Below are 22745 nucleotides of genomic sequence, written 5' to 3' on the forward strand. Positions count from 1 at the left end.
CGTGGCGGTAAAGCGCAGCGTCAGCCTGCGGCGACGGGTTGCGGTCTGGTTGCTGCCCTCGCTGCTCGTGCTGCTGCTCATCAATGCCGTGCTCTCCTATCTGGGCGCGCTCGCCGCGGTCAATCGCGCCTACGACCGCTCGCTGACGGCCTCGATCCAGTCGATCGCCGAGCAGGTGCATTCGCTGGAGGGCACGATCTCGGTGAACGTCCCGTATTCGGCGTTCGAGGTGTTCGACGAAGGCATGCAGGAGCGCATCTTCTATGCGGTGCTCGGCCCCAACGGCAGCCTGGTGACCGGTTACGACGATCTCGTGCCGCCCGACGGTCTGGTCGACGACGGTCCGCTGCGCATCTTCGACAGTCAATACCGCGGCGAGGGCGTGCGCGTCGGTGCCATCAAGAAGCGGCTGTACGACCCCGCCCTCGAGGGCGGCGATGCAGCAACAATCGTCTTTGCCGAAACGACCGAATCCCGCGTGACCCTGGCGCGGGAGCTGTTCTTCGACAGCCTGCGCCGTCAGTTGCTGCTGGTGGTGCTGGGTGCGGTGGTGCTGGTGTTCGTGATGACCTCCGCGTTCAGACCGCTGCTCGAATTGCGCGAAGCCATTCGCCGGCGGGACGAAGAGGATCTGACGCCGATCGTGGCTGACGGGGCGCCGAGCGAGGTGCGGCCCCTGATCGACGCCATCAATCACCACACCGAGCGTCTGTCGGGCATGCTCGCCGCACGCCGGCGCTTTCTCGCCGATGCCGCACACCAGATCCGCACGCCGCTGGCCGTGCTCAGCACCCAGGCCGAGTATGGTCTCCGCCTCGACGACCTGACCGAGATCCGCCATGCCTTCAAGAGTCAGCTCGGTACCATTCGCAGCACGCGCAGAATGGCGGACCAGATGCTGGCGCTGTCGCACGCCGAGTCGGTGGATCGCTCGGTCGAGGGGCTGCAGGCGGTGGATGTCAGCCGGCTTGCGCGCGAGGTGGCTGGCGAGCTGGTGCCCGTGGCGCTGCGCAAGCGCATCGACCTCGCCTTCGAGGACGGTGGCGAAGCCGTGGTCGCCGGCAACCTGCAGATGTTGCGCGAGCTGACCGCGAATCTGCTCGATAACGCGATTCGCTACAGCCCCCCCGATACGCAGGTGGTGATTGCCACCGGGGTCACGCCTGACCGCGTGGCACTGTGCGTCAGTGATCAGGGGCCGGGGATTCCGCCTGCGGAGCGGGGCAAGGTGTTCCAGCGCTTCTACCGAATTCTTGGGCAGGACAAGGCGCCGGGCAGCGGCCTGGGGCTCGCGATCGTGCGCGAGATCGTCCTTGCGCATGGCGGCAGCATCACGCTCGACGCTGGAGCCGATGGCCGTGGCCTGATGGTGCTGGCGGAGTTTCCGCGTGCGCAGTCCGCCGCTTGAGCGCGGGCAAAAAAATCGGGGCGCCGAAGCGCCCCGAATAAGGATGTGCCGCAAGTTTGGACACGACACATCATTGCAGGCCTGACGGGGAGGAGGTCCGCCAGGCCATTGAACTACGCGGCAGCCTGCGGGTTGCGGCGTGCATCGATCGCCTTCGCCAGACGGGGGCCGACGAGCATCGCGATTGCGGCTACCCACAGACCGATCGAGATCGGACTCGAAACCAGAATGTCGAGCTCGCCATTGCTGATCGACAGCGCCCGGCGCAGGTTCTGCTCCATCATGTCGCCGAGCACGAAGCCGAGGATGAAGGGCGCCATCGGGAAGTTCATCGCCCGCAGCAGGAAGCCGAAGCCGCCCAGCAGGGTGCCGACGATGAGGTCGAAGGTGGTGCCATGCACCGCATACACGCCGACCATCGACACCGCAGCTACGCCCGGTACCAGGACCCAGTTCGGGATCTGCAGGAACTTCACGAACAGCTTTACCAGCGGGATGTTCATCAGCACCAGCATCACGCTGCAGATGGCGAGCGAGGCGATCAGGCCCCACACGATCACCGGCTGGTCCTGGAACAGGGTCGGGCCCGGCGTGATGTTGTACAGCGTGAGTGCGCCGATCATCACCGCGGTGGTGCCCGAGCCAGGTACGCCCAGGGTCAGCATCGGGATCAGCGAACCGTAGGCCGAGGCATTGTTCGCCGCTTCCGGCGCTGCCACGCCGCGGACGTCGCCTTCGCCAAAGCTGTGGTCCTTGCCGGCCATGCGACGCTCCATCGAGTAGGTCATCGCGGATGCGATCGAGGCGCCTGCGCCGGGCAGCACGCCAACGAAGAAACCCACCACCGATGAACGCAGGATGGTCCACTTGGCGCGCATGAATTCCTGCGTGTTGAACATCGTGCGCCCGGTCACCTCGACCGGCTGCACGCCGCCATGATGGCTCTGCAGCATCAGCATCAGTTCGCTGACCGCAAACAGGCCGATCACGACCACGATGAAGGGGATGCCGTCCGACAGATGGAGCAGATCGAAGGTGTAGCGATAGACGCCGCTGTTGGCGTCAATGCCCACGCACGACAGCATCAGGCCGATCAGCACGCCGACCATGGCCTTGAGCAGCGAGTCGCCCACCAGGCCGCCGAGGCAGGACAGGGCCAGCACCATCAGCGCGAAATACTCCGCGGGTCCGAACGCCAGCGCCCAGTTGGCGAGCAGCGGGGCGAAGGCGACGATGCCGAAGGTGGCGATGATGGCGCCGGTGAACGAGGCGACGGCCGAGATCGACAGCGCCGGTCCGGCCAGTCCCATCTTGGCCATCGGATAGCCGTCGAGCGTGGTCATGACCGCGCCGGCATCACCCGGTACGTTGATCAGGATGGCCGAGATGCGGCCGCCGAACTCGCAGCCCGAATACACTGCGGCGAGCAGGATCAGCGCCGACTCGGGCGGCAGTTTCATGGCGTAGGCGATGGGCAGCAGGATGGCGACCCCGTTGATCGGCCCCAGTCCCGGCAGCATGCCGATGATCGTGCCCAGAAAGGCGCCGATCAGGCAGATCAGGAGATTGGTCGGGGTCCCGGCGACGGCGAAGCCGTCAAGCAGATGCGAAATGACTTCCATGATTTACCCCAGTAGTGGCTTGAGCCAGAGGCCCGTCGGCAATACGACGTCCAGCAGCCGGTCGAAGATCAGGAACAGCGATACGCCGAGCCCCGCGCCTGCGATCAGTGACTGCTTCCAGGTGCCGCCGAAAAAGCGTGCCAGCGGAATGCTCATGAGCGCGGTGGAAATGACGAAGCCCAGCTTGTCGAACAGGAACGCGTAGGCCAGGATCACCGCAAACATGCCGCCAACGCGCACCAGCGTGGGCGATGGCGCCCATTCGGTGGCCGGACGCTTGCTCAGCATCAGGCCGAGCGAGCACACGCCCAGCAGGGCGAAGACCAGCAGCGGGAAGGCACGGGGGCCCACCGGTTCATACGAGATCGGGGCCTTGAGGTCCCAACCGGAATAGATGCCGCCTGCAGAGAGCAGGAGCAGAAAAACGCCGAAAATGCGTTCGCTCATGGTGTCCTCCAGTCGCGTGAAATGGGCCCGTGTACAGTCGCGGGCACCGCCGTGGCGGTACCCGTCTGGTCAGCACACCGGGACCGGTACAGAGATGCTTACTGCGCGACCATCCCGAACTCCTTGGCGAGTTCGGCGTAGTGCTTGACGCGTTCCTTCACGTAGGCGTCGAGCTTGGCGCCGGTGAGGTCGAGCGGGAACAGACCCTGGGTTTCACGCAGCTTGGCGAACTCGGGGGAGGCGAGCATCTTGTCGAAGGTTGCAACCCACCATTTGTAGTCGGCGTCGGAGACCTTCGGGCCCATGTAGTAGCCGCGGATGATCGGCCACTCGACGTCGTAACCCTGCTCCTTGGCCGTGGCCACGCCACTCAGTTCGCCCGGCAGACGGTCCGCGGCCAGCACGCCCAGCACACGGATGCGCCCGCCCTTCATCTGCGCTGCCACTTCCGAAGCGTCGCCCGAATACACCTGGACGTGACCGCCCTGCAGTGCGGTCATGGCCTCGCCACCGCCTTCGAAGGCAACGTAACGCATGGTCTTGAAGTCGATGCCGGCCGCTTTGGCGACCAGCGCGGACTTCATCCAGTCCTGGCTGCCGACCGAACCACCGGCACCGAACACGACCTTGCTCGGGTCGGCCTTGATCGCGGCCATCAGTTCCTTGAGGTTGGTGAAGGGTGAGTCGGCACGAACGATGATGGCACCGTAGTCGGCACCGGCCGAACCGAGCCACTTCACGTCGTCGACGCTGTAGCGGCCGAACTTGCCGATGGCCAGGTTGAGCAGCGAGCCACCGGAGAAGGCCACGATGGTGCCGCCTTCATCGGGACGCTGTGCGATCACGGTGTTGTAGGCAACCGCGCCGATACCACCCGGCATGTAGGTCACGCGCATCGGGGCATCGATGAACTTGCCGTTCTGCAGGCCACCCTGCACGAGCTTGCAGGTCAGGTCGAAACCGCCGCCGGGCTTGGCGGGCGCGATGCACTCGGGCTTCTCCGGCGCGGCGGCGTGGGCGCTGCCCAGGGCAAGGGTGGCGGCAATGGCAATAAGGGTCTTGTTAAACATCTCGGGTCTCCTCCGTTATGTAATCTCATCCAGCCGTCGCGCAAAGGGCGCTGACGACGCGTGACGGAAGATACGAGGCACTGCTTTCGATCTGCTTTCAGTCTGAAAGAATCAGCGCGAACCCATCCTGCCGGCGAAGCAGGCCTCGCCGCGCCGGTCAGCATTCCGCCGCGCACGCGCCCGCCGCACCCGACACCCGGATCTCCCGTCACTGCCGCGCCACGGGACATTCGCGGCCCATCGTGGTGCGCATTCAGGCCTCAGGCCGCATTTTTGTGCATGAATCAAATATTCATACAGGTAAATCGTTGATTTTTCATATGGTGCTGACTTGGCACGGCTCCTGCTTTTCATGTGAGGAAACATTTTTTCTTTACGCGTAATACAGGGAGTTTCTAGAACATGAACATGAACATGAACAGGACAGCAGCGGTGCCGATGCCGGCGCAAAGGCGTGCGCAATGAAATTCATCAGCGCAATTATCAAGCCGTTCAAGCTCGACGAAGTGCGTATGGCACTGGCAGAGGTGGGTGTGCAGGGGCTCACCGTCACCGACGTCAAGGGTTTCGGACGCCAGAAGGGGCACACCGAGCTCTACCGCGGGGCCGAGTACGTGGTGGATTTTCTGCCCAAGACCAAGGTTGAGGTCGCGGTGGACGATGCGCTGGTCGATGTCGCCGTCGCCGCGATCGAGAAGTCTGCCGTCACCGGCAAGATCGGCGACGGAAAAATCTTCGTTTTCGATCTTCTCGATGCCGTACGAATCCGCACCGGTGAGTCCGGTGCGCAGGCCCTGTAAGGAGAACATGATGCAAAAAATTTTCGCGCCGCTGGCGATGCTGTTCGCCATGCTGTTCATGTCGCCCGCCTGGGCAGACACGGCCGCTGCACCGGTACCCGACAAGGGCGACGTCACCTGGCTGATCGTGTCGACCCTGCTCGTGGTGATGATGGCTGCACCCGGCCTGGGGCTGTTCTACGGTGGCATGGTACGTGCCAAGAACATGCTCTCGGTGCTGATGCAGACCCTGGTGGTGTTCTGCATGCTCGGCATCCTGTGGGCGATCTACGGCTACTCGCTCGCCTTCACCGAAGGCAATGCCTTCATTGGCGGCTTCGACAAGCTCTTCCTGCAGGGCGTGACGGCGGATTCTCTGACCGGCACCTTCAGCAAGGGCGTGGTCGTGCCCGAGTTCATCTACATCGCCTTCCAGCTCACCTTCGCTGCGATTACCCCGGCGCTGATCGTGGGTGCCTTCGCCGAGCGCATCAAGTTCTCGGCCGTGCTGGTCTTCATGGCGCTGTGGTTCACCTTCTCCTATCTGCCGCTGGCACACATGGTGTGGTTCTGGGCCGGTCCTGACGCCTATACCAGCGCCGAGGCTGCCGATGCCGCAACCGCGACGGCAGGCTTCCTGTTCCAGAAGGGTGCGCTCGACTTTGCCGGTGGCACGGTGGTGCACATCAATGCCGGTATCGCCGCGCTGGTCGCCGCGATCATGGTGGGCAAGCGGCTTGGTTACGGCCGCGAAACCATGGCTCCGCACAACCTGCCGATGACGATGGTCGGCGGCTCGCTGCTGTGGGTGGGCTGGTTCGGCTTCAATGTCGGTTCCAACATGGAAGCCACCGGTGTCGCCACGCTGGCGGTCATCAACACCATGCTCGCAACCTGCGCCGCCACCTTCGCGTGGACGCTGACCGAGTGGGCGCGCAAGGGCAAGCCTTCAATGCTTGGCGCGATCTCGGGTGCGATCGCCGGTCTGGTGGTCATCACCCCCGCGTGCGGCTTCGTTGGCCCGATGGGCAGCCTGATCATGGGCGGTCTGGTCGGTGTGATCTGCTACTGGGGCGTCAATGGCCTCAAGCGTGCGCTCGGCGTGGATGACTCGCTCGACGTGTTCGGTGTGCATGGCATCGGCGGCATCGTCGGCGCGCTGCTGACGGGCGTGTTTGCCGCGCCTTCGCTTGGCGGTACCGGGGTGTGGGACTACGTCACCGACTCGGTCGCCGAGTACGACATGATGTCGCAGGTGATCGCCCAGGCCTGGGGTGTGGGTACAGCCGTGGTGTGGTCTGCCGTGGTGTCCTTCATTGCCCTGAAGCTGGTCGACCTGACCATCGGTCTGCGTGTCTCTGAAGAAGAAGAGCGCGAAGGCCTGGACATCAGCTCGCACGGCGAAACCGCCTATCACTCCTGATCGCAACGCTGTTCGTGGCCTGCCGCCGGTATCGGCGGCAGGCCGCAGGCATTCAGGGTCAGGCCGGGTTCGGGTACATCAGGATGCTCAGAAAGCGGATCGGGCACTGGATCATTCTTTCCGGCCCATGCGGAACCTCGCCATCGAAGGTGAGGGCGTCGCCCGGGTTGAGCACATAGGTGTGCTGGCCATGACGGTATTCGATGCTGCCCTCGAGCATGTAGATGAACTCGGTGCCGGGGTGCTCGAAGATCGGAAAGGTTTCGGATTCGTGATCAATCGTGATCAGGAAAGGTTCGAAGGTCTTTGTTGGCCCCTGGCCGTAAGACAGCAAATGGTAGGTGTGGCCGCGCTTCGTGCCGCGCCGCACCACTTCCATGCCGTCGCCCTTCGGCACCAGCTGGGCGCTGCCGGACGGAACGTCATAGCTCTTGAACAGCGTTGCGAGTGAAACACCCAGCGCCTGCGCAAGGCGGGACAGGGTTTCCAGGCTGGTCGCAGTCTGGGCGTTCTCGATCTTGGACAGCATGCCGCGGCTGATGTTGGCGAGCGTGGCGACGTCGGCAATCGTGAGTCCGTGCTTGAGCCGGATCTCGCGCAGCGTGTTGCCCAGATAGCGCTCGAGACTCCCCGTCGAGGTCGACTCGGACATGTTTTCTCCTTTGAAAAACAGGCGTTTCCAGAATTATTGCATAAGGTCCGGAAACTCGGGTTTCCTGTGAAGAAATAAAGTTGACTTAGAAAATGCTGCTGTGCAGAATGTGAATCATTAGTTCGTCACATGAAACTTCAGAGGCCTTGCATGTCACCACCGCGTCGCTACACCTTGTCGCTTTCCTGCCCGGATCGGGTGGGGGTCGTCGCCGCTGTCAGCAGCTTTCTCGCCGGCCACCAGGGCTGGATCACCGAGGCGAACCACCACGCGGACGTGGACGGCAAGCGCTTCTTCATGCGTCAGGAGATCCTGGCCGACTCGCTGCCCTTCGACATCGATGTGCTGCGCGAGAAGTTCGCGCCGATCGCACGTGAATTCGACATGGACTGGAAGATCAGCGACAGCGCGCGCAAGAAGCGCGTGGTGGTGATGGTGAGCAAGCAGGAGCACTGCCTGTACGACCTGCTGTCGCGCTGGCATGCCGATGAGCTGAACATCGAGATCCCGTGCGTGATCTCCAACCACGAGACCTTCCGCGGGCTGGTGGAGTGGCACGGCATTCCCTTCCATCACGTGCCGGTCACGCCCGACACCAAGGCCGAGGCCTACGCCAGGGTCGAGGACCTGTACCGCGAAGCCGGGGGAGACGTGATGGTGCTGGCGCGCTACATGCAGATCCTGTCGCCGGGGCTGTGCGATCGCTACCCGGGCCGGATCATCAACATCCACCACAGCTTCCTGCCCAGCTTCGTGGGCGCCAAGCCCTACCACCAGGCCTATGAGCGTGGCGTGAAGCTGATCGGCGCGACCTGCCACTACGTGACCTCGGAGCTCGATCAGGGCCCGATCATCGAGCAGGACGTGATCCGCATCGACCACTCGGACGCACCGGAAGATCTGGTGCGCTACGGCAAGGACATCGAGAAAGCGGTCCTCGCCCGCGGCCTGCGCTACCACCTGGAAGACCGGGTGCTTGTGCATGGCAATAAAACCGTCGTTTTCCGCTAAGGAACAGCCATGCCCTGGCGTCTATTGCGCTTCGCCCTGAACAGGAAGCATCCGGAGCCCCGGATGTTCACCACCCACGACAAGCTCAAGTCGAGCTACGACGTCGTGATCATCGGTGCCGGCGGCCACGGCCTCGCCGCGGCCTACTACCTGGCCACCGAGCACGGCATCAAGAACGTGTGCGTGCTCGAGAAGGGCTATATCGGCGGAGGCAACACCGGCCGCAACACCACCATCATCCGCTCCAACTACCTCACGCCCGAGGGCGTGAAGTTCTACGACGAGTCGGTGAACCTGTGGCAGGACCTGTCGCGCGACTTCGACCTCAACCTGTTCTACGCCAATCGCGGCCACTTCACGCTGGCGCACACGGATTCGGCGCTGCGCACCATGCGCTGGCGTGCCGAGGTCAACAAGCACTACGGCGTCGATTCCGAAGTGGTCGGCCCGGAAGCGGTGAAAGAAGCTGCGCCGATGATCGACCTCTCGTGCGCCGGTCATTCGCCCATCCTCGGTGCGCTCTATCACGCACCGGGTTCGGTGGCACGTCACGACGCGGTGGCCTGGGGCTACGGCCGCGGTGCCGACCAGCGCGGGGTGGAGATCCACCAGCAGACCGAAGTGCTCGGCATCGATGTGCAGGGCGGAAAGGTGAAGGGGGTCAGCACCTCGCGCGGCTACATCTCCACCAACAAGGTGCTGTGTGCGGTCGCCGGTTCGACCCCGCGCATCCTGAAGATGGTCGACGTGCGCACGCCGATCTACATCCATCCGCTGCAGGCCATGGTCAGCGAGCCGGTCAAGCCCTGGCTCGATCCGATCCTGGTGTCCGGCAGCCTGCACGTTTACATCAGCCAGTCGGCACGCGGCGAACTGGTGATGGGCGCCTCGCTCGATCCGTACGAGTTGCATGCGACGCGCTCGACGCTGGACTTCGTCGAGGGCCTCACCTCGCACATGCTCGACATGTTCCCCTTCATGTCCAACGTGAAGGTGATGCGGCAATGGGCCGGCATGGCCGACATGACGCCGGACTTCGCGCCGATCATGGGCAAGACGCCGGTGGAAGGCTTCTACCTCGATTCGGGCTGGGGGACCTGGGGCTTCAAGGCCACGCCGGTGTGCGGCAAGACCATGGCCCACACCCTCGTCAATGACACGCCACATCCCCTGATCACCGGCTTCTCCCTCGACCGCTTCAGCAACTACGCGCTGACCGGTGAAAAGGGTGCGGCTTCGGTCGGCCACTAAAGGAATCACGCCATGAAGATCATGACCTGTCCCCTGAACGGCCCGCGCCCGGTCTCCGAGTTCTTTTACTGGGGCGAAGTGCGCCCGATGCCGGACCCCGACGCCTGCACGGACGTCGAGTGGGCCGACTACGTATTCAACCGCAACGGCGCCCCCGGCGTGAAGCGCGAGTGGTGGTGCCACACCCCGAGCAACACCTGGTTCATCGCCGAGCGCGACACCGAGAAGGACATCGTGCTCAAGACCTACTTCTATCAGGGAGATGCGTGATGCGATTGCCCGCCACCAGCGGCGAGTGGATTGACCGCTCCGCACCCATCGAATTCAAGTTTGAAGGCCGCACCTACACCGGCTACGCCGGCGACACGGTGAGCTCTGCCCTGTGGGGTGCGGATGTCCGCGTGCTCGGCCGCAGCTTCAAGTATCACCGCCCGCGTGGCGTGCTCTCGCTCGCCAACCACGACACCAATGCGCTGCATCAGTGGGGCGACCAGCCCAATGTGCGTGCCGACGTGGTGCCGCTGCAGGCCGGCATGGATCTCACCGCGGTCAACACCTTCGGCGGCCTCGACGGCGACAAGGGTCGGGTGCTCGGCCGCTTCGCCCGCTTCCTGCCGGTGGGCTTCTACTACAAGGCCTTTCACACCAAGCGTCTGTTCCCGATGTGGGAGCGCATGTTCCGTGCGATGACCGGCCTGGGCAAGGTCGATCTCAACAGCCCCACCCGTCGTACCCCCAAGGCTTACGATTTCTGCGATGTGCTGGTGATCGGTGCCGGTCCGTCCGGTCTGTCCGCTGCGCTTGCCGCCGCTGCCCAGGGTGCCGAGGTCGTGGTGGTGGATGAGAACGCACGCGCAGGCGGCAGCGCCGGCTATCAGATCGGCAACGATCCGGCGCGGGTCGAGCTCCTCACCGGCCTGATGGCCCAGGTGTCTGCCAACCCGCGGATCCGGGTGCTCACCAGCACCTATGCGGCGGGCTACTACAAGGATCACTGGCTGCCCCTGGTCAGCGCCGAGCGCATGCTCAAGATGCGTGCCGGCAGCGTGGTGGTGGCCAGCGGCGGCTTTGAACAGCCGGCGGTGTTCCGCTACAACGATCTGCCCGGAATCATGCTGGCTTCGGCCGCCCAGCGTCTGATGCACCGCTACGGCGTCAAGCCGATGCAGCGTGCCCTGGTGCTGGTGGCCAACGCCGACGGTTACCGCGCGGCACTTGATCTGCTGGCGCGTGGCGTGACGGTTGCGGCCGTGGTCGATCTGCGTGCGGATGCGGGCATGGCGGCTCCGCTGGCGCGGCAGTTGCGCGATGCCAAGGTCGAGGTGCTGATGTCGAGCTGCGTCGTCGAGGCGGTACCGGGTGCGGATGGTGCCAGCGTGGCCGCAGCGCGCGTCGGCGCGGTGCAGGCGGACGGCTCGCCTGCCGCCAGCCTGCGTGACATCGCCTGTGACGGCATCCTGATGAGTGTGGGCTGGGCGCCGGCTGCCAACCTGCTGTACCAGGCTGGCACCAGGATGCGCTTCGACCGCGCGGTCGAGCAGTTCGTACCCGATGTGCTGCCCGACGGCGTGTTCGCCTGCGGCCGTGTCAACGGTGTGCATGAGCTCTCGCGGCGCATGGCCGATGGCACCCGCGCAGGCAGTCACGCCGCAGCGGCTGCAGGTTTCGGCGAGGCCGTCGGCAGCGCGCTTGCGCCGGAAGTGGAATCGCCCAGCCATCCGTGGCCGATCGTGGCCCACCCCGAGGGCAAGAACTTCGTCGATTTCGACGAGGACCTGCAGCTCAAGGATTTCCACAACGCGGTGCAGGAAGGCTTCGACAACATCGAGCTGCTCAAGCGTTACTCCACCGTGGGCATGGGCCCCAGCCAGGGCAAGCACTCCAACATGAACGGCCTGCGCATTCTGGCCCGGCTCTCGGGCAAGGAGCCGCAGCAGGTCGGCACCACCACGGCGCGTCCCTTCTACCACCCGGTACCGATGGCGATCCTGGCCGGGCGCGGCTTCAACCCCGAGCGCCGCACCCCGCTGCACTCGCGCCATGAGGCGCTGGGCGCGAAGTGGATGCCGGCCGGCGTGTGGCAGCGTCCCGAGTTCTACCAGGTGGCGGGCAAGGCGAGGCTGGACTGCATTCGCGAAGAGGTCGCAGCCGTGCGTGGCGGCCTTGGCCTGATCGATGTCGGCACGCTGGGCAAGCTCGAAGTGATCGGGCCGCAGGCCGCCGAGTTCCTTGAGCGCGTCTATACCTCCAACTACGCCAACCTCAAGGTCGGCATGACCCGCTACGCGGTGATGTGCGACGAGTCGGGCGTGGTGATCGACGACGGCGTGGTCGCACGACTGGCAGAGGATCACTTCTACTTCACCACCACCACCTCGGGTGCGGCGACGATCTACCGCGAACTGTCGCGCCTCAACACGATGTGGGGGCTGGATTGCGGCATCGTCAATCACACCGGCGCCTTCGCCGCGATGAACCTGGCCGGTCCGCGCTCCCGCGAGGTGCTGGCCACACTGACAACGACCGATCTCTCGGCGGCTGCCTTCCCCTACCTCGCGGTACGTGAATGCACCGTGGCCGACATCCCCGCCCGGCTGATGCGGGTGGGCTTCGTCGGCGAGTGGGGCTACGAGATTCACGTTCCGGCACGCTTCGGCGGCGCGCTGTGGGACGCGCTGATGGCGGCTGGCGCTGCGCATGGTGTTCGCCCCTTCGGTGTCGAAGCCCAGCGTCTGCTGCGGCTGGAGAAGGGCCACATCATCATCGGCCAGGACACCGACGGCCTCACCACACCGCTCGAAGTCGGCATGGGCTGGGCAGTGAAGATGGCCAAGCCCTTCTTCGTCGGTCAGCGCAGCCTCAAGGCCATCGCCTCGAAGAAGCTGAAGCAGCAGTTGGCAGGCTTCACGCTGCCGCCGGGCTACAGCGGTGGCGTACCGCTGGAATGCAACCTGGTCATCGCCGACGGCGACATCGCCGGTCGCGTCACCAGCATTGCCTGGAGCGCGGCCCTTGGTCGCCACATCGGACTGGTTTTCCTGCGCCCTGACCTCGCCACCGTGGGCTCCAAGGTCAGCGTTCGCCTGACCGACGGCAGCATGGTCGAAGTCGAGGTCAGCGCAACCCCGTTCTACGACCCTGAAAACATGAAGCAGAAGGAGGCGGTATGAGTCAGGCGCTAGCTAGCAGCCCGGTGGCGGAGATCGTTGCCGAACTGCTGACCGACGTAGCGCGGCAGGCCGAGGCCGCCGCAGTCCTTGGCATTGCCGACGTGTCGCTGGATGTGCGCTGTGGTTGCAAGGGCCCCGGCACCATCGCCTGGCTCGACAGCCTGGCGGTGCCGGTGCCCGAGAAGCCCAACACCTGGCTGCCACTGGGCGAGGGCGGGCGCATCGCACGTCTGGGAATGACGGAGTTTCTGGTCGAGGGCGATGCGGCCGTGGTCGAGCGCCTCACCACGGCGCCGCGGGCCGCCGGTGTGTATCCGGTGCAGCACGAGGATGCCGCGCTGGTCCTCGGCGGCGAACGGGTGAGTGAACTGCTACGCCAGACCTGCAACGTGAACTTCGCCGCGCTCAAGCCCGCCGACCGTCCGGTGGTGCTCACCAGTCTGGTCGGCGTCGGTGTGACGGTGCTCCCGGAGCAGAGCGCAAAGGGACTGATTTACCGCATCTGGTGTGACGGCAGCTATGGCCGGTATCTGTTTGAAACGCTTCACGACATCGCGCACGAGCTCGGTGGCGGCACGGTATTACCCCAGCATCTATACGCATAACCCAATCCCAACATTCCTATCCGGAGAGTGTCAATGACGCCCATCGAAGCCAAGCAGTTCCTCGCCGACAACAAGGTCAAGTACATCCTGGCCCAGTTTGTCGATATTCACGGCACTGCCAAAACCAAATCCGTTCCTGTCTCCCATTTCGACGAAATCATCACCAACGGCGCCGGCTTTGCCGGCTTCGCGGTGACGGGTCTCGGTATCGAACCCAACGGCCCCGACTTCATGGCGGTGGGTGATCTCGACACCCTGTCGCTGGTGCCCTGGCAGCCGGGCTATGCCCGCATCGCCTGTGACGGCCACGTCAAGCGCGAGCCCTGGCCGCTGGATACCCGCGTGGTGCTGAAGAATCAGATCAAGCGTCTCGATGCCAAGGGCTATACCTTCTTCACCGGGCTCGAGCCGGAGTTCTCGCTGCTCAAGAAGGATGCCGCGGGCAACATCATCCCGACCGATCCGACCGACACCCTGCCCAAGCCCTGTTACGACTACAAGGGGCTTTCGCGCAATCGCGAGTTCCTCGAAAAGCTGGTCGAGAGCCTGCGCGAGGTCGATGTCGATGTCTATCAGATCGACCACGAGGACGCCAACGGCCAGTTCGAGATCAACTACACCTACGCTGACTGCCTGACCTCGGCCGACCACTATCTGCTGTTCAAGATGGCGGCCTCCGAGATCGCGAACGACCTCGGCATGATCTGCTCCTTCATGCCCAAGCCCTTCGCCAACCGGCCGGGCAACGGCATGCACATCCACATGTCGATCGGTGACAAGGAAGGCAACGCCAACCTGTTCGCCGACAGGACCGACAAGTACGGCCTCGGGCTGTCGAAGCTGGCCTACCAGTTCCTCGCCGGCATCCTCGCCCACGCGCCGGCGCTGGCCGCGATCTGCGCGCCTACGGTCAACTCCTACAAGCGTCTGGTGGTGGGCCGTTCGCTGACCGGCGCCACCTGGGCACCGGCCTACATCAGCTACGGCGACAACAACCGTTCGTCGATGGTGCGTATCCCCGGCGGACGTCTCGAACTGCGCCTGCCGGACGGCGCCTGCAACCCCTATCTGGCCACCGCTGCGGTGATCGCCGCCGGCCTCGACGGTATCGAGCGCAACCTCGACCCGGGTGAGCCGCACAACCAGAACCTGTACGAGATGAGCCCGGCGCAGCTGAAGGAAGCCGGGATCGGCATCCTGCCGCAGAACCTGCATGAAGCGCTGATCGCACTCGAGCAGGACACCGTGCTGTGCAAGGCACTCGGCCCCGTGGCCGACGAGTTCCTGCGCCTCAAGCACATGGAGTGGGTGGAGTACATGCGTCACGTGTCGGACTGGGAAGTCAAGAACTACCTCGAATTCTTCTGATTCGGCCTGACGCAAAAAGATTGGAAACAAGGAGAAGCAAACATGTGTGGAATCGTCGGATTGCTGGTCAAGACACCGGCATTGCGTGAAAGACTGGGCGAGTTGATGGTCCCGATGCTGATCGGCATGACCGAGCGCGGACCCGACTCGGCCGGCCTCGCGGTATTCGGTCAGCCCTTGCCCGAGAGCGAGCGCAAGATCAGCCTGTATTCCGGCCTCACCGAAGACGGCGCCGACTTCAACTGGCTCGGCCTCAGTCACGAACTGAAGTCGCACCTGGGTGTGAGCGCTCAGGTCGAGGCCAAGGGCAACCATGCGGTCCTCAGCTTCGGCCTCGCGCCGGAGGTGGTGAAGCGCTGGGTGAAGGAGCATTACCCCAAGCTGCACATCCTTTCGACCGGTCGCAGCATCGACCTGTACAAGGACATCGGCACGCCGGCTGAAGTCGCTGCGCGTTACGGTTTTGCCGGTCTCAAGGGTTCGCACCTGGTCGGTCACACGCGGATGGCGACCGAATCGGCGGTGACGCCGGACCGCGCCCACCCTTTCACTGCAGGCGAGGATTTCTGCCTGGTGCATAACGGCTCGCTGTCGAATCCCAACGGCATCCGCCGCATGCTGGAGCCGCGCGGTATCAGCTTCGAGACCGACAACGATACCGAGGCTGCGTGCCGCTTCCTGGAATGGCGCCTGCGCGAAGGCGACGACCTCGAAACCGCGCTGCAGAAGGGCTTCGAGGAGCTCGACGGCTTCTACACCTTCCTCATGGGTACGCCGGACAAGCTCGCGCTGATCCGCGATCCCTTTGCCTGCAAGCCCGCCGTCGTGGCGGAAACCGATGACTACGTGGCCATTGCCTCCGAATTCCGTTCGCTGGCCCACCTGCCGGGCGTGAAGCACGCCCATGTGTTTGAACCTGCGCCCGAGGAGATGTACGTATGGAACGCCTGACTTTCGATCTCGCCACCACTTCGCTGCGGGAGCTCAACACCTTCCTGCACACGGATGCCAAGGAAGGCAAGGTGGAAGCGGTGACCGTCGTCAATCCGGACGGCGCCCACAACATCGCAGTCGGGCTCGACTGCCCGATCAGTGTCGAAGTGGTCGGCCACGCCGGCTATTACGCCGGTGGCATGAACAAGTCGGCGACCATCACCATTGACGGCAGCGCCGGTACCGGTGTGGGCGAGAACATGATGAGCGGCAAGGTGCACGTGAAGGGCTTTGCCTCCAACGGCGCCGGTGCTTCGGCCCAGGGCGGACTGCTGGTCATCGAAGGCGACGCCGGGCTGCGCTGCGGCATCTCGCTCAAGGGCGGCAACATCGTGGTTGGTGGCTCGGTCGGCAGCTTCTCGGCCTTCATGGCCCAGGCCGGCACCATGGTGATCTGCGGCGACGCGGGCGACGCGCTCGGCGACTCGCTGTACGAGGCGGTGCTGTACGTGAAGGGCTCGGTGAAATCGCTCGGCGCCGATGCGCAGTACGAGCCGATGACCGACGCCGACATCGCCACCGTGGCCGGACTGCTCGACAAGGCCGGTCTGGATCACGACCCCAAGGCATTCAAGCGGATCGCCTCGCAGCGTTCCCTCTACCACTGGAACGCCGACGCGAACCAGGAATATTGAGCAGGAATCAAGAGGAGCTCGATGATGGAAACCAAACCCGTGCATTTCAAGAACGTATCGCGCGAAGAGTCCCACGGCTACGACCGCAAGACGCTCGACTACATCCGCAACGCTGCCGCCCATGGTCTGTACGAGATCCGTGGCATGGGCGCCAAGCGCAAACTGCCCAACTTCGACGACCTGGTCTTCCTCGGTGCGTCGATGTCGCGTTACCCGCTCGAAGGCTATCGCGAGAAGTGCGTCACCAAGACCCTGCTCGGCACCCGTTTTGCCAAGAAGCCGATCGAGCTGGACATCCCGATCACGATCGCCGGCATGAGCTTCGGCTCGCTCTCGGCCAACGTGAAGGAAGCGCTCGGCCGCGCTGCGACCGAGATGGGCACCTCCACCACCACCGGTGATGGCGGCATGACGCCGGAAGAGCGCCAGTCTTCCAAGACCCTGATCTACCAGTGCCTGCCCTCGCGCTACGGCTTCAACCCGGACGACGTGCGTCGCGCCGATGCGATCGAAGTGGTGATCGGCCAGGGCGCCAAGCCCGGCGGTGGCGGCATGCTGCTGGGTCAGAAGGTGTCCCCGCGTGTGGCCAAGATGCGCACCCTGCCGGAAGGCATCGACCAGCGCTCGGCCTGCCGTCACCCGGACTGGACCGGCCCGGACGACCTCGCGATCAAGATCCAGGAACTGCGCGAGATCACCGACTGGGAAAAGCCGATCTATGTGAAGGTGGGCGCAACCCGTACCTTCCACGACGTCAAGCTGGCAGTGCATTCCGGTGCCGACGTGATCGTGGTTGACGGCATGCAGGGCGGCACCGCTGCCACCCAGACCTGCTTCATCGAACACATCGGCATCCCGACCCTGGCTGCAGTGCGTCAGGCGGTGAATGCGCTCGAAGACCTCGACATGATCGGCAAGGTTCAGCTGGTGGTGTCTGGCGGCATCCGCACCGGTGCCGACGTCGCCAAGGCGCTGGCCATGGGCGCGGACGCAGTGGCCATCGGTCAGGGCGTGCTGGTTGCGCTGGGCTGTAACGGCGAGACCTACTACCAGAATGGCGCCCTGCATGCTGCCGAAGCCGACTACACCGCCATTGGTGCAGCCCCCGGCTTCTGCCACCACTGCCACACCGGCAAGTGCCCGGTTGGCATCACCACGCAGGATGCGATCCTCGAGCAGCGCCTGTCGCCGGAAGTCGGTGCCAAGCACCTCAGGAACTACCTCAAGACCCTGAACATGGAGCTCACCACCATCGCCCGTGCCTGCGGCAAGCAGAACGTGCATCACCTCGAACGCGAGGACCTGGTGGCGCTGACCATCGAGGCTGCCGCGATGGCCGGCCTGCCGCTGGCCGGCACCAACTGGATTCCCGGTCAGGGCTTCTGACCTGCTGATTTCCACCGTCGCCTGACGAGGCGATATCGGGCCGGGCCGGAGATTCCGGGCCGGCCTTTTTTTCGGAGAAGGGACAGCCATGACGGCACAGATCATCGACGGCAAGGCGCTGTCGAAACAGCTCCGAGTGGGTTTTCGCGAGCGCGTGGGACGGCTGGTGGAGCAGGGCGTGCGCCCCGGCCTGGCGGTCATCCTGGTCGGGGACAATCCGGCCTCGCGGGTGTATGTGGGCAACAAGGTGAAGGCGTGCGAGGAGTGCGGGGTGCGCTCGCTGCACGTGGCGCTGCCGGCAGACACGCCGGAAGCGGAGATGCTGGCACGCATCGCCCAGCTCAACGCCGACCCGACGGTGCACGGCATCCTGATCCAGCTGCCGCTGCCCGGCCACATCGATGTGCGCCGGGTGCTCGAAGCGATCTCGGTGCATAAGGACGTCGACGGCTTTCATCTGTACAACGTCGGCGGGCTGGTGGTGGGCAACACCATCTTCCCGCCATGCACGCCCTACGGCGTGCAGCTGCTGCTCGACACCACCGGCACCGAGGTCGCGGGCAAGAACGTGGTGGTGGTGGGGGCGAGCAACATCGTCGGCAAGCCGATGGCGCTGATGCTGCTGCAGCGCGAAGCCACGGTGACGATCTGCCACGCGAAGACGCGGGATCTGGCTCAGCACACCATTCTGGCCGACATCCTGATCGTGGCTGCGGGCAAGCCGGGTCTGATCGTGCCGCAGATGGTCAAGCAAGGCGCCATCGTCATCGACGTGGGCATCAACCGCCTGCCGGACAACCGCATCGTCGGCGACGTGGATTTCGACGGGGTGAAGGAGAAGGCCTCGTGGATCACACCGGTGCCCGGTGGGGTGGGGCCGATGACGGTGACGATGCTGATCGAGAACACGCTGCGCTCGGCCGAACGCAGCCTGCAGGCGAGCCCAGCCGACGACTATCAGGACTGGGAAGCCCCGGTGCTGAAGGCGGTCTGAGATGGGCGCCGACGAATGCGTGATCCGTCTCGAAGGGCTGGCGCTTGAAGCATCGATCGGCATCTACCCGCACGAACTGGCCGCGCGCCAGCCCCTGCTGGTGGATCTGACCCTGTGCATCGACGGCGCCGCATCCGGGCGCAGCGACGACATCCGCCACACGGTGGATTACGACGAAGTGGTGGCGTGCCTCGAAGCCTTGATCGCAGCGCGCCACTTCAACCTGCTCGAACACCTGAGCCAGGTCATGCTCGACACCCTGGGCGAACGCTTCGCCATCCGGCGGCTGGAGGTAACAATCGCCAAACCGGCTGCGGTACCGGGCGCGCGCCGGGTGTCGGTGAGCCGCATGGCGGTGTGGCCGGCGGCTGTGGCGACGAAGGTGCCGGCAGTCAGGGCTGCGGCCTGAGCTTGATGCGGGCCCACTGAGACCTGCCTGCCCGGTGCGGGCAGGTCCCATTCTTCCGTTCTTCCACCCCCCGCAGCGGCCGCCCCTGCAGCCGCCTGGTTCGTCCATTTTCCGTCTGCATGTGTCGAGCGCGCCTGCCTCCACATGCGGGCTTACTCCACCGGCTTACTCCCCCGGGCTACTCCCAAAGTCGGATTGTGCGTCGCAGCACCAAAGCGGACATTGAAGGCCATGCCGCGTTCAGCGGTTTGCGATTTTTTTCGACCTTCAGGAGAACTCGGATGAACACAACGGTGCTTGACCCGCTTGCCGCCGGTTTCGCAGGGGGCAGCCAGCAGAGCGCGACGCTCCACCGCAAGATCGGATGGGCGGGCGCGTTCTGGGTGGCCAGTGGCGTACCTGCCCTGGTGCTTTTTTCAATTGGCTCGATTGCCGCAACGGTGGGCAAGCCGTCGTGGGCGATCTGGATCGTGTCGATCGCCTTCGGCTTTCTGCAGGCATTTTCCTATGCCGAGATCGCGGGACTGTTTCCGCACAAGTCGGGCGGTGCGTCGGTGTATGGCGCCGTGGCCTGGGTGCGCTACAGCAAGATCCTCGCGCCGCTCTCGGTGTGGTGCAACTGGCTGGCCTGGTCGCCGGTGCTGGCCATCGGCTCCGGTCTGGCTGCGGGCTACATCCTGAGCATCCTGTTTGCGCCCGATGCGGCGATCAACACCTGGCAACTCACGCTGCTGGATCTGAGCTGGATTCGTGCGGATCTGGCGCTGCGCATCAACGCCACGTTCGTGCTCGGCGCGGCGGTCCTGCTCGGCGCGTTCGCGATCCAGCACCGGGGCATCCTGCAGGCTGCGCGGATGCAGATGGTGCTCGGCATTGCCGCACTCGCACCGCTGATGCTCGTCGGTCTGTGGCCGCTGCTCTCGGGTGATGTATCGACCGCCAATCTGGCGCCGATGTATCCGCTGGCCCATGACGCTTCCGGTGCGGTGATCGACGGTGCCTGGGACATGGGTGGCCTGACCCTGATCGCCGGTGGCCTCTTCATCGCCGCCTGGTCGACCTACGGCTTCGAGACGGCAGTGTGCTACACCCGCGAATTCAAGAACCCGCGCACCGATACCTTCAAGGCGATCCTGTATTCGGGTCTGCTGTGCATCTTCGTGTTCACCGTGGTGCCGCTTGCCTTCCAGGGCACGCTTGGCCTCGGTCAGCTGGTGACGCCGGAAGTGACCGATGCCGCTGGCAACGTGGTGAGCGCTGCCGTGTATGACGGCATCCTCGCGCCTGAGATCTACAGCGGCATGGGCGTTGCGCAGGCCATGGCGCACATGATCGGTGGCGGGGCGATGGTCGAGCGCGTGCTGATGGCGATGCTGGTGCTGGCACTGGTGCTGTCGATCATGACCTCGATGGCGGGCTCCTCGCGCACCCTGTACCAGGCCTCGGTCGATGGCTGGCTGCCGAAGTACCTCTCCCACGTCAATCGCAACGGCGCACCGACCCCGGCAATGTGGACCGACCTCGGCTTCAACCTGCTGCTGCTGATGATGTCGGACTACATCTTCGTTCTCGCCATCTCCAACGTCTGCTACGTCCTGTTCAACTTCCTGAACCTCAACGCCGCCTGGATTCACCGCCTCGACCGTCCGACCTGGACGCGTCCGTTCAAGGCACCGAACTGGCTGATCGGCGTCGGTACCGTGCTGGCCTTCTGCAACATGGCGCTGATGGGCATGGGCGCCGACATCTGGGGCGCAGGCACGCTGGTGTCCGGCCTGGTGATGGCCGCCAGCATTCTGCCGGTCTTCATCTTCCGCCACTACATCACCGACAAGGGCAAGTTCCCTGCGGCGATGGTGGAGGACATGCACCTTGGTGCGGAGGAAGGCGTCAGCAGCCGCGCGGGCATCCTGCCCTACGTGACCCTGGTTGCCGGTGCTGCGGTGGTCTATGTCGCCCACTCCGTGGCCGTGCTCTGAGGGTGGCGGACATGATGCAATCGCAGATCGTCAGTCGCCCGCGTTATCGCGAGCTGGCAGCTGAAGACACCGCGGGCGTCCATCTGCTGATCGTGGAGGGCGACACCCTCGCGCCCGGACAGATGGCCGCGCTTGCGGCGGCCTTCGCCCCGGTCGCGGCGCGACTGCAGACCTGGCTGGTGAGCGCGCCGGCCACCGCGCTCGCTCCTGGCAAGGTGTGCAAGCTGCAGACCGTCGAAGAAGCCGCCGCCGCGATCGAGGCCATGCCTGAAGGCTTCGGCATCGCCGACCGGCTCTACCTGCAGGGTACCGAACCCTTCATGTGGTCGCTGGCGACGGTGGCCGGGCGTGCCGGGCTGAGCCCGAGCCAGATCCGGATGCAGCACGCCGGCAGTCTGAAGCGCCGGGTGTGGTGCACCCATTGCCACCAGACCACCGAGAACGTCACCACCAACATCGTGACCTGTACCGGTTGTGGGCGCGAACTGCTGGTTCGCGATCACTTCTCGCGCCGGCTCGGCGCCTTCATGGGGGTGATGGTGGATGCGGAAGCGCCCGGCGAAGTGCCGAAGCGCGAGGAGGTCTTTCCATGATCGGCGAAACCCTTGAACTGACTGTCGTCGCCGTCGATGACATCGCACCCAGCCTGCGCCACGTGCGCCTGGCAGCGGCAGACGGCGGGCAGCTGCCGCCGGCTGCGGCCGGTGCCAACATCCAGCTGCGGCTGCAGGGGGAAGCACGTACCTGGCGCAACGCGTACTCGCTGATCAGCCAGCCGGGTCGGCGCGATGCGTATGAAATCATCGTGCGCCGGGTGCCGGAATCCCGTGGCGGTTCCGCCTTCGTGCATGAAGTGCTCAAGCCGGGCGACCGCCTGGTTGCGAGCTGGCCGAGCAACCTGTTCGCGCCGCAGCGCACGGCACGTCATCACCTGATGATCGCCGGCGGCATCGGCATCACGCCCTTTCTGTCGTATGTCGCGGACTTTGCCCACAACGGCGCGAGCCATGCGCTGCACGTGTGCTGCCGCGAATCCGAGACCGGCACCTTCGCGCCCTGGCTGCAGGACTGCGGCGACCTGAACTACTACTGGGACGCCGACGGTCATCGTCTGGACATCCCGGCGCTGCTCGAACGTCAGCCTGCAGGCACCCACCTGTATGTGTGCGGCCCCGCTGCACTGAACGACCAGGTCATTCAGGCCGCAGCCGATGCAGGCTGGCCTGCCAGCCATGTGCATTGCGAGCACTTCGGCGCCGCGCTGTCGGGCGGCACGCCCTTCACCGCCTTCCTCAGCCGCTCCGGCATCGAGGTCGAGGTGGGCGAGAGCGAAAGCCTGCTCGAAGCCATCGAGCGCATCGGGGCGAGTGCGCCCTGCCTGTGTCGTGGCGGCGCCTGCGGCGTGTGCGTCACTGGCGTGCTCGAGGGCGAGCCTGAGCATCGCGACCATTACCTCGGCGCCGCCGAGCGTGAGGGCGGACAACTGATCATGCCCTGCGTATCGCGGGCACGCTCGGCCCGTCTCGTCCTCGATCTTTGAACC

The 22745-nt window shown here is 64.8% G+C and carries 21 protein-coding genes; 17 read left to right on the forward strand and 4 right to left on the reverse strand.

The genetic code is table 11. The features are described 5' to 3' along the window. The first annotated feature begins 1 nt into the window (after position 1). Complete coding sequence (locus tag CEW83_RS16610) at positions 2–1408, forward strand: sensor histidine kinase (protein ID WP_108950329.1); 1407 nt, start codon at positions 2–4, stop codon at positions 1406–1408. A 113-nt stretch (positions 1409–1521) separates the two neighbouring features. Here the strand turns inward: CEW83_RS16610 and CEW83_RS16615 are convergent, their stop codons facing one another. From CEW83_RS16615 to CEW83_RS16625, 3 genes are all read right to left on the reverse strand, one after another. Further along, entirely contained in the window at positions 1522–3030 is a 1509-nt protein-coding gene (locus CEW83_RS16615; RefSeq protein ID WP_108950330.1) for a tripartite tricarboxylate transporter permease, read from the reverse strand. A 3-nt stretch (positions 3031–3033) separates the two neighbouring features. Then, positions 3034–3477, reverse strand: a complete 444-nt coding sequence (locus CEW83_RS16620) for a tripartite tricarboxylate transporter TctB family protein (protein WP_108950331.1) — start codon at positions 3475–3477, stop codon at positions 3034–3036. A gap of 98 nt (positions 3478–3575) precedes the next feature. Continuing rightward, positions 3576–4547, reverse strand: a complete 972-nt coding sequence (locus CEW83_RS16625) for a Bug family tripartite tricarboxylate transporter substrate binding protein (protein ID WP_108950332.1) — start codon at positions 4545–4547, stop codon at positions 3576–3578. Positions 4548–5008: 461 nt separating this feature from the next. Here CEW83_RS16625 and CEW83_RS16630 point away from each other — a divergent pair, with 461 nt between their 5' ends. Both CEW83_RS16630 and CEW83_RS16635 read left to right on the forward strand, forming a co-directional pair. After that, a complete protein-coding gene (locus CEW83_RS16630) occupies positions 5009–5347 on the forward strand; it encodes a P-II family nitrogen regulator (RefSeq protein WP_108950333.1) in 339 nt (112 codons plus the stop codon). 10 nt (positions 5348–5357) lie between these two features. Then, complete coding sequence (locus CEW83_RS16635) at positions 5358–6749, forward strand: ammonium transporter (RefSeq protein WP_108951489.1); 1392 nt, start codon at positions 5358–5360, stop codon at positions 6747–6749. A gap of 58 nt (positions 6750–6807) precedes the next feature. Here CEW83_RS16635 and CEW83_RS16640 read toward each other — a convergent pair whose 3' ends face one another. Continuing rightward, positions 6808–7401, reverse strand: a complete 594-nt coding sequence (locus CEW83_RS16640; protein WP_108950334.1) for a helix-turn-helix domain-containing protein — start codon at positions 7399–7401, stop codon at positions 6808–6810. A 150-nt stretch (positions 7402–7551) separates the two neighbouring features. Here CEW83_RS16640 and purU point away from each other — a divergent pair, with 150 nt between their 5' ends. The 14 genes from purU (at position 7552) to CEW83_RS16710 (ending at position 22742) form a co-directional block, all read left to right on the forward strand. After that, positions 7552–8412, forward strand: a complete 861-nt coding sequence (gene purU, locus CEW83_RS16645; protein ID WP_108950335.1) for a formyltetrahydrofolate deformylase — start codon at positions 7552–7554, stop codon at positions 8410–8412. A gap of 9 nt (positions 8413–8421) precedes the next feature. Continuing rightward, the gene (locus CEW83_RS16650; RefSeq protein WP_108950336.1) at positions 8422–9663 is read left to right on the forward strand and encodes an FAD-dependent oxidoreductase; all 1242 of its coding nucleotides are present in this window, start codon (positions 8422–8424) and stop codon (positions 9661–9663) included. 12 nt (positions 9664–9675) lie between these two features. Then, positions 9676–9933 carry a sarcosine oxidase subunit delta gene (locus CEW83_RS16655; protein WP_108950337.1) on the forward strand — a complete coding sequence of 86 codons (258 nt, stop codon included), beginning with the start codon at positions 9676–9678 and terminating at the stop codon, positions 9931–9933. Continuing rightward, positions 9933–12833: a 2Fe-2S iron-sulfur cluster-binding protein gene (locus tag CEW83_RS16660; protein ID WP_108950338.1), complete on the forward strand. Its 2901-nt coding sequence runs from the start codon at positions 9933–9935 to the stop codon at positions 12831–12833. Before CEW83_RS16655 ends, CEW83_RS16660 begins: the two co-directional genes overlap by 1 nt. Further along, positions 12830–13438, forward strand: coding sequence for a hypothetical protein (locus CEW83_RS16665; protein ID WP_108950339.1), 609 nt, complete (start codon positions 12830–12832; stop codon positions 13436–13438). Before CEW83_RS16660 ends, CEW83_RS16665 begins: the two co-directional genes overlap by 4 nt. Positions 13439–13471: 33 nt before the next feature. Then, the gene (gene glnT, locus CEW83_RS16670; RefSeq protein ID WP_108950340.1) at positions 13472–14806 is read left to right on the forward strand and encodes a type III glutamate--ammonia ligase; all 1335 of its coding nucleotides are present in this window, start codon (positions 13472–13474) and stop codon (positions 14804–14806) included. Between the two features lie 42 nt (positions 14807–14848). After that, on the forward strand, positions 14849–15757 hold the full coding sequence (locus CEW83_RS16675) for a class II glutamine amidotransferase (RefSeq protein ID WP_108950341.1): 909 nt from the start codon (positions 14849–14851) through the stop codon (positions 15755–15757). After that, positions 15745–16434 carry a protein glxC gene (locus CEW83_RS16680; protein ID WP_108950342.1) on the forward strand — a complete coding sequence of 230 codons (690 nt, stop codon included), beginning with the start codon at positions 15745–15747 and terminating at the stop codon, positions 16432–16434. The genes CEW83_RS16675 and CEW83_RS16680 overlap by 13 nt, the downstream gene beginning before the upstream one ends. Before the next feature lie 24 nt (positions 16435–16458). Beyond that, positions 16459–17820 carry an FMN-binding glutamate synthase family protein gene (locus CEW83_RS16685; protein WP_108951490.1) on the forward strand — a complete coding sequence of 454 codons (1362 nt, stop codon included), beginning with the start codon at positions 16459–16461 and terminating at the stop codon, positions 17818–17820. Between the two features lie 88 nt (positions 17821–17908). Then, the gene (gene folD / locus CEW83_RS16690) at positions 17909–18814 is read left to right on the forward strand and encodes a bifunctional methylenetetrahydrofolate dehydrogenase/methenyltetrahydrofolate cyclohydrolase FolD (RefSeq protein WP_108950343.1); all 906 of its coding nucleotides are present in this window, start codon (positions 17909–17911) and stop codon (positions 18812–18814) included. A gap of 1 nt (position 18815) precedes the next feature. Then, complete coding sequence (gene folB / locus CEW83_RS16695; protein WP_108950344.1) at positions 18816–19223, forward strand: dihydroneopterin aldolase; 408 nt, start codon at positions 18816–18818, stop codon at positions 19221–19223. 281 nt (positions 19224–19504) lie between these two features. Next, positions 19505–21202, forward strand: a complete 1698-nt coding sequence (locus tag CEW83_RS16700) for an APC family permease (RefSeq protein ID WP_108950345.1) — start codon at positions 19505–19507, stop codon at positions 21200–21202. An 11-nt stretch (positions 21203–21213) separates the two neighbouring features. Next, entirely contained in the window at positions 21214–21795 is a 582-nt protein-coding gene (locus CEW83_RS16705) for a dimethylamine monooxygenase subunit DmmA family protein (protein ID WP_159099482.1), read from the forward strand. Further along, entirely contained in the window at positions 21792–22742 is a 951-nt protein-coding gene (locus CEW83_RS16710) for a PDR/VanB family oxidoreductase (protein WP_108950347.1), read from the forward strand. The genes CEW83_RS16705 and CEW83_RS16710 overlap by 4 nt, the downstream gene beginning before the upstream one ends. The last annotated feature ends 3 nt before the right edge of the window (positions 22743–22745 follow it).

Source organism: Parazoarcus communis (genome assembly GCF_003111645.1).
Lineage (GTDB): Bacteria > Pseudomonadota > Gammaproteobacteria > Burkholderiales > Rhodocyclaceae > Parazoarcus > Parazoarcus communis_A.

Excerpts from the sequence above, each read along its gene's own strand:
- CEW83_RS16615 (WP_108950330.1), bottom strand. The coding sequence starts at position 3,030 with ATGGAAGTCATTTCGCATCTGCTTGACGGCTTCGCCGTCGCCGGGACC.
- CEW83_RS16620 (WP_108950331.1), bottom strand. The coding sequence starts at position 3,477 with ATGAGCGAACGCATTTTCGGCGTTTTTCTGCTCCTGCTCTCTGCAGGC.
- CEW83_RS16625 (WP_108950332.1), bottom strand. The coding sequence starts at position 4,547 with ATGTTTAACAAGACCCTTATTGCCATTGCCGCCACCCTTGCCCTGGGC.
- CEW83_RS16630 (WP_108950333.1), top strand. The coding sequence starts at position 5,009 with ATGAAATTCATCAGCGCAATTATCAAGCCGTTCAAGCTCGACGAAGTG.
- CEW83_RS16635 (WP_108951489.1), top strand. The coding sequence starts at position 5,358 with ATGCAAAAAATTTTCGCGCCGCTGGCGATGCTGTTCGCCATGCTGTTC.
- CEW83_RS16640 (WP_108950334.1), bottom strand. The coding sequence starts at position 7,401 with ATGTCCGAGTCGACCTCGACGGGGAGTCTCGAGCGCTATCTGGGCAAC.
- purU (WP_108950335.1), top strand. The coding sequence starts at position 7,552 with ATGTCACCACCGCGTCGCTACACCTTGTCGCTTTCCTGCCCGGATCGG.
- CEW83_RS16650 (WP_108950336.1), top strand. The coding sequence starts at position 8,422 with ATGCCCTGGCGTCTATTGCGCTTCGCCCTGAACAGGAAGCATCCGGAG.
- CEW83_RS16655 (WP_108950337.1), top strand. The coding sequence starts at position 9,676 with ATGAAGATCATGACCTGTCCCCTGAACGGCCCGCGCCCGGTCTCCGAG.
- CEW83_RS16660 (WP_108950338.1), top strand. The coding sequence starts at position 9,933 with ATGCGATTGCCCGCCACCAGCGGCGAGTGGATTGACCGCTCCGCACCC.
- CEW83_RS16665 (WP_108950339.1), top strand. The coding sequence starts at position 12,830 with ATGAGTCAGGCGCTAGCTAGCAGCCCGGTGGCGGAGATCGTTGCCGAA.
- glnT (WP_108950340.1), top strand. The coding sequence starts at position 13,472 with ATGACGCCCATCGAAGCCAAGCAGTTCCTCGCCGACAACAAGGTCAAG.
- CEW83_RS16675 (WP_108950341.1), top strand. The coding sequence starts at position 14,849 with ATGTGTGGAATCGTCGGATTGCTGGTCAAGACACCGGCATTGCGTGAA.
- CEW83_RS16680 (WP_108950342.1), top strand. The coding sequence starts at position 15,745 with ATGGAACGCCTGACTTTCGATCTCGCCACCACTTCGCTGCGGGAGCTC.
- CEW83_RS16685 (WP_108951490.1), top strand. The coding sequence starts at position 16,459 with ATGGAAACCAAACCCGTGCATTTCAAGAACGTATCGCGCGAAGAGTCC.
- folD (WP_108950343.1), top strand. The coding sequence starts at position 17,909 with ATGACGGCACAGATCATCGACGGCAAGGCGCTGTCGAAACAGCTCCGA.
- folB (WP_108950344.1), top strand. The coding sequence starts at position 18,816 with ATGGGCGCCGACGAATGCGTGATCCGTCTCGAAGGGCTGGCGCTTGAA.
- CEW83_RS16700 (WP_108950345.1), top strand. The coding sequence starts at position 19,505 with ATGAACACAACGGTGCTTGACCCGCTTGCCGCCGGTTTCGCAGGGGGC.
- CEW83_RS16705 (WP_159099482.1), top strand. The coding sequence starts at position 21,214 with ATGATGCAATCGCAGATCGTCAGTCGCCCGCGTTATCGCGAGCTGGCA.
- CEW83_RS16710 (WP_108950347.1), top strand. The coding sequence starts at position 21,792 with ATGATCGGCGAAACCCTTGAACTGACTGTCGTCGCCGTCGATGACATC.